This is a genomic window from Streptomyces sp. MBT65 (genome assembly GCF_016612545.1).
Lineage (GTDB): Bacteria > Actinomycetota > Actinomycetes > Streptomycetales > Streptomycetaceae > Streptomyces.
Genome location: NZ_JAENRY010000422.1, coordinates 1 through 5,474, shown reverse-complemented (window position 1 = coordinate 5,474; position 5,474 = coordinate 1). Strand labels below are relative to the sequence as shown.

The window sequence follows — 5,474 nt, the reverse complement described above, 5'->3', positions numbered from 1 at the left end:
GCACGATCACCGCGGTCATCGGCAACGCCCCGAGCACCCCGCACACCGCGTTCCCCGCGCCCTGCGCGATCAACTCCCGGTCGTAGTCCGTCCGCGGCCCCCGGTGCAGCCGGTCCACCGCCGCCGCGCTGAACAACGACTCCGCCGACGCCATCAACGCGAACGCGACGACCGTCCCGATCACCCCCACTTCCGTCAGCCGCCCGAAATCCCCCCACTCCGGCACCCGCACGGCACCGACCAGCCCCCGCACCTCCACCCGCCGCACCGACAGGTCGAACACCCCGGTCACCGCGGCAGCCAGCCCCACCGCCACCAACGGCGCCGGCACCAACCGAGCCCCCCGCCGCCACCGAGGCCACAGCAGCAGTACGGCAATGGTGGCACCGCCCACTGACAACGCCACCGGATCCACCAGCCCCGGCAACGACACCAGCCCGGCGAGCTTCCCGAGCCCGTCCGCCGGCGCGGCCACATCACCGAGCGCATACACCTGCCCGGCGACCAGCACCAGCCCGATCCCGGCGAGCATCCCCTGCACCACGGCCGCCGACACGGCCCGGAACCACCGCCCCAGCCGCAGCACCCCGAGCCCCAACTGCACCACCCCGGCCGCGAACACCAGCACCCCGAGCGCCTCGATCCCGTACGCCCGCACCGCCTCGTACACGAGCACGCTCAGCCCGGCGGCCGGCCCGCTCACCTGAAGGCCGCTACCGGGCAACGCCCCGACGACGAGCCCGCCGACGATCCCGGTGACCAGCCCCAACTCGGCCGGCACCCCGGACGCGATCGCCACGCCCACACACAACGGAAGCGCGACGAGAAAGACGACCAGAGAAGCGAACAGATCGGCCTTGCTCACACCACGACGCACGACACACACGACTCGCATGACACTCATGACAACGGCACCTCCGAAGACAGGACAGAGCCAGACAGGAGATGCGTGGGCGCCACACCGGGGGAGGGCACGGCGAACTGAAATCCATTGTCGGGAAAGGGAGTTGGCCGCGCACCCGATTGATGTGCCCACCCCGTGAACACGGAGGCGTCCATACCGGAGCCCCCCACTCCGATCACGCCGCCACGCGCCTGCGCCGTCCCGCACACCGACCGGCCGCCACCGCCCGCACACCGACCGGCCGCCACCGCCGAACCCACCCGCACACCGACCGGGCGACACCGCCGAACCCGCCCGAACGCGTCCGACGGCACCACCGAACCCGCGCGAACCCGCCCGAACATGCCCAACGGCACCGCCGCCCCCACTCGACGACATCACCCCCGAACCCGCTTGACGACCCCGCCCCGCGGGAGCATTATTCATCACATGATGAATTACCTTCCCGGTCCATCCGGATCGCCGGACACCTCACCCGGCACGGACCCCGCCCCCGCCGTCCAGGCCGAAGCCCTCACCGTCGCCCGCGGCCCCCGAACCGTCCTGCACGCCCTCGACTTCACCGTCCCGCGAGGCCAGATCACCGGCCTCCTCGGCCCCTCCGGCTGCGGCAAGTCGACCCTCATGCGCTCGATCGTCGGCACCCAGGCCAAGGTCACCGGCACCCTCAACGTCCTCGGCCGCCCCGCAGGCCACCCCACCCTCCGCACCCGCATCGGCTACGTCACCCAAGCCCCCTCCGTCTACGACGACTTGACGGTCCGTCAGAACCTCGACTACTTCGCCGCGATCCTCGACCCGGGCCGCGCCGCCACCACCCGCCGCCACGACGACGTCACCCGCGCGATCACGGACGTGGACCTCACCACCCACGCCGACGCCCTCGCCGGCAACCTCTCCGGCGGCCAACGCAGCCGCGTCTCCCTGGCCGTGGCACTCCTCGGCACCCCCGAACTCCTCGTCCTGGACGAACCCACCGTCGGCCTGGACCCCGTCCTCCGCCGCGACCTGTGGGCCCTCTTCCACGACATCGCCGCCGCCCGCGGCGCCACCCTCCTCATCTCCTCCCACGTCATGGACGAGGCCGAGCGCTGCCACCGCCTCCTCCTGATGCGCGAGGGCGAGATCCTCGCCGACGACACCCCTGACGCCCTCCGCGCCGACACCGGCTCCGACACGGTCGAGGAGGCCTTCCTCCACCTGGTCGACGAGGCCGTAGCCACCGCCCGCCAGAAGGAGACGACCCGATGAGCACGACACCCCCCACCACCGCGGTCGACACGACACGCAGCGCGCCCGCACCCACCAGCGCCCTCAGCGCCGCCCGCACCACCGCGACCGCCGCCCGGGTCCTGCGCCAGCTCCGCCACGACCCCCGCACGATCGCGCTGCTGATCCTCATCCCGTGCGTGATGCTCGTCCTGCTGCGCTACGTCTTCGACGGCAGCCCGCGCACCTTCGACAGCATCGGCGCCTCACTCCTCGGCATCTTCCCCCTCATCACGATGTTCCTGGTCACGTCCATCGCCACCCTGCGCGAACGCACCTCGGGCACCCTCGAACGCCTCCTCGCCATGCCGCTCGGCAAGGGCGACCTGATCGCCGGCTACGCCCTCGCCTTCGGCTTCCTCGCGATCATCCAGTCCGCCCTGGCGACCGGCCTCGCCGTCTGGTTCCTCGGCCTCGACGTCACCGGCAGCCCCTGGCTCCTGCTCCTGGTCGCCCTCCTCGACGCCCTGCTCGGCACGGCCCTCGGCCTCTTCGTCTCGGCCTTCGCGGCCTCCGAATTCCAGGCCGTCCAGTTCATGCCGGCGGTGATCTTCCCCCAACTCCTCCTCTGCGGCCTCTTCACTCCCCGCTCCGAGATGCACCCCGCTCTGGAGGCCCTCTCCGACGTGCTGCCCATGTCGTACGCCGTCGACGGCATGAACGAGGTCCTCAAGCACACCGACATGACCGCCACCTTCGTACGCGACGCCCTGATCGTGGCCGGCTGCGCCCTGCTGGTGCTGTGCCTGGGCGCGGCCACCCTCAGGAGGCGCACGGCATAGAGGTGGTCACCCGGAGGTGTTGTTCCGCCAGCCGGACAGCCGTCTCAAGGGCGCACCACCGGTGCGAGGATGACCCCATGACCCAGAAAGTCGCAGTCCTCGGCACCGGCAAGATCGGCGAAGCCCTGCTCAGCGGAATGATCCGAGCGGGCTGGGCCCCGGCCGACCTCCTGGTCACCGCCCGCCGCCCCGAGCGTGCCGAGGAACTCCGCGCCCGCCACGGAGTCACCCCGGTCACCAACTCCGAGGCCGCGAAGAGTGCCGACACCCTGATCCTCACGGTCAAGCCGCAGGACATGGGCACCCTCCTCGACGAACTCGCCCCGCACGTCCCCGCCGACCGCCTGATCATCAGCGGCGCGGCGGGCATCCCCACCTCGTTCTTCGAGGAGCGCCTGGCCACCGGCACCCCGGTGGTCCGGGTCATGACGAACACCCCCGCCCTCGTCGACGAGGCCATGTCCGTCATCTCCGCCGGCAGCCATGCCACCGAGGCCCACCTCGCGCACGCCGACGAGATCTTCGGCGCCGTCGGCAAGACACTCCGCGTCCCCGAGTCCCAGCAGGACGCCTGCACCGCCCTCTCCGGCTCCGGCCCGGCGTACTTCTTCTACCTGGTCGAAGCCATGACGGACGCGGGCATCCTGCTGGGCCTCCCGCGCGACAAGGCCCACGACCTCATCGTCCAGTCCGCGATCGGCGCCGCCGTCATGCTCCGCGACAGCGGCGAACACCCGGTCAAGCTCCGCGAGAACGTCACCTCGCCCGCCGGCACGACGATCAACGCCATCCGCGAACTCGAGAACCACGGCGTACGCGCCGCACTCATCGCCGCCCTGGAGGCAGCCCGCGACCGCAGCCGCGAACTGGCCTCCGGAAACAGCTAGAACGGCCGGAAGGCCGTAGGACTACGCAGGCAGAAGCCCGATGGCCCGATACGCGGTATCGACCATCGGCTTCGCCATCGCTCTCGCCTTCTCCGCCCCATCCCGCAACACCCCCTCCACATAAGCGGGATCCGCGCACAACGCCTTGTGCCGCTCCTGCACCGGCCTGAGCAGTTCGACCACAGCGTCCGCGGTGTCCTTCTTCAACGCTCCGTACGACTCATATACACCGCTCAAGTCCTCGGGGTTCCCACCTGCGCAAGCGGCCAGGATCTCCAGCAGATTGGCCACCCCCGGCCGAGCCTCCCGGTCGTAGACGACCTCTGCCCCACTGTCGGTCACGGCCCGCATGACCTTCTTCCGTACGACGTCCGGCTCGTCCAGCAGATAGACGATCCCCGGCCCGGAGTCGTCGGACTTCCCCATCTTCGAAGTCGGCTCCTGCAGATTCATCACTCGCGCCGCCACCCCCGGCCGCGTGGCCCGAGGCACCACGAACGTATGTCCGTACCGCTGGTTGAACCGCACCGCCAGATCCCGCGCCAGCTCCACATGCTGCGTCTGGTCGTCCCCGACCGGCACCTCGTCGGTCCCGTACGCCAGGATGTCCGCTGCCATCAGCACGGGATACGTCAGCAACGACAGCCGCACACTCCCACCGCGCTCCCGCTCACGCGCGGCCTTCTCCTTGTACTGGACCATCCGCCGCATTTCACCGTCAGTGGCCACACACTCCATGACGTACGACAGCCGCGTGTGTTCGTCCACATGACTCTGTACGAACACGGTGCACAGCCCGGGATCCAGCCCGGCCGCCAGCAACAATGTCGCCGCCTGCCGAGTGAGCCTGCGCACCCGTGCCGGATCGTGGTCCACGGTCAGCGCATGCAGGTCGACCACGCAGAACAGGGCGTCGCTCTGCCGCTGATCCACGTCGACCCACCGACGGATGGCGCCCAGATAGTTCCCCAGCGTCAGGTGCCCGGTCGGCTTGACCCCACTGAAGACCCGTGTCATCTCTCCACCTCCTGATAGAGACCGCCGCACCCCGGCCGACCCTCTGGAGGGAGAAACACGAACGGCCGCCGATGCGGCGGCCGTTGAGTACATACGTGTGTACGGCCGCCGTCAGGCGGCCCACCACTGTTGGGTGCACGTATGTGTGGTCACATGACAGAGCGTACGCCTCCGCAGTGCTCTCCGGAGTGGAGTTGACACGCCTCGACCACGTACGTAGTGTTCTCCGAGTTGTCCGACGTGAGCGCCGACCCCGGTCGGTCCCCGGACAGCCATTCCGCAGGTACCTACAAAGAATCGACGATCCGTCGTCGCGTTTTTTGGCATGCGTATTTGCGAAATGAGGAATCCGCGTTCGAAAGGACGCACCCCCCGATTCGCTCGGGACTCAGGAATCCGCTAAAGTCTCACTCGTCGGAACGGCCCAAGGGCCGGGAAGGCAGCCCACTCTGACTGGGAATCAGGCCCGAAAGGATCTGGTAGAGTCGGAACCGCCGGAAAGGGAAACGCGGAAGCGGAAACCTGGAAAGCACCGAGGAAATCGGGACCGGAAACGGTCTGATAGAGTCGGAAACGCAAGACCGAAGGGAAAAGCCCGGAGGAAAGCCCGAGAGG

Annotated in this window: 5 protein-coding genes; 3 read left to right on the top strand and 2 right to left on the bottom strand. The window is 69.4% G+C overall.

What is annotated here, in order from left to right:
* On the bottom strand, positions 1-895 hold an 895-nt coding region (locus JHN63_RS46945), incomplete at its 3' end, for a SulP family inorganic anion transporter (RefSeq protein ID WP_200691258.1).
* 438 nt (positions 896-1,333) lie between these two features.
* Here JHN63_RS46945 and JHN63_RS46940 point away from each other — a divergent pair.
* The 3 genes from JHN63_RS46940 to proC all read left to right on the top strand — a co-directional run bounded on the left by JHN63_RS46940 (position 1,334) and on the right by proC (position 3,842).
* Entirely contained in the window at positions 1,334-2,155 is an 822-nt protein-coding gene (locus JHN63_RS46940; RefSeq protein ID WP_374223011.1) for an ABC transporter ATP-binding protein, read from the top strand.
* Complete coding sequence (locus JHN63_RS46935) at positions 2,152-2,955, top strand: ABC transporter permease (RefSeq protein ID WP_200691256.1); 804 nt, start codon at positions 2,152-2,154, stop codon at positions 2,953-2,955. The genes JHN63_RS46940 and JHN63_RS46935 overlap by 4 nt, the downstream gene beginning before the upstream one ends.
* 77 nt (positions 2,956-3,032) lie before the next feature.
* Entirely contained in the window at positions 3,033-3,842 is an 810-nt protein-coding gene (gene proC / locus JHN63_RS46930) for a pyrroline-5-carboxylate reductase (protein WP_200691255.1), read from the top strand.
* A gap of 21 nt (positions 3,843-3,863) precedes the next feature.
* Here the strand turns inward: proC and trpS are convergent, their stop codons facing one another.
* Positions 3,864-4,859: a tryptophan--tRNA ligase gene (gene trpS, locus JHN63_RS46925; protein ID WP_200691254.1), complete on the bottom strand. Its 996-nt coding sequence runs from the start codon at positions 4,857-4,859 to the stop codon at positions 3,864-3,866.
* Positions 4,860-5,474: the final 615 nt, after the last annotated feature.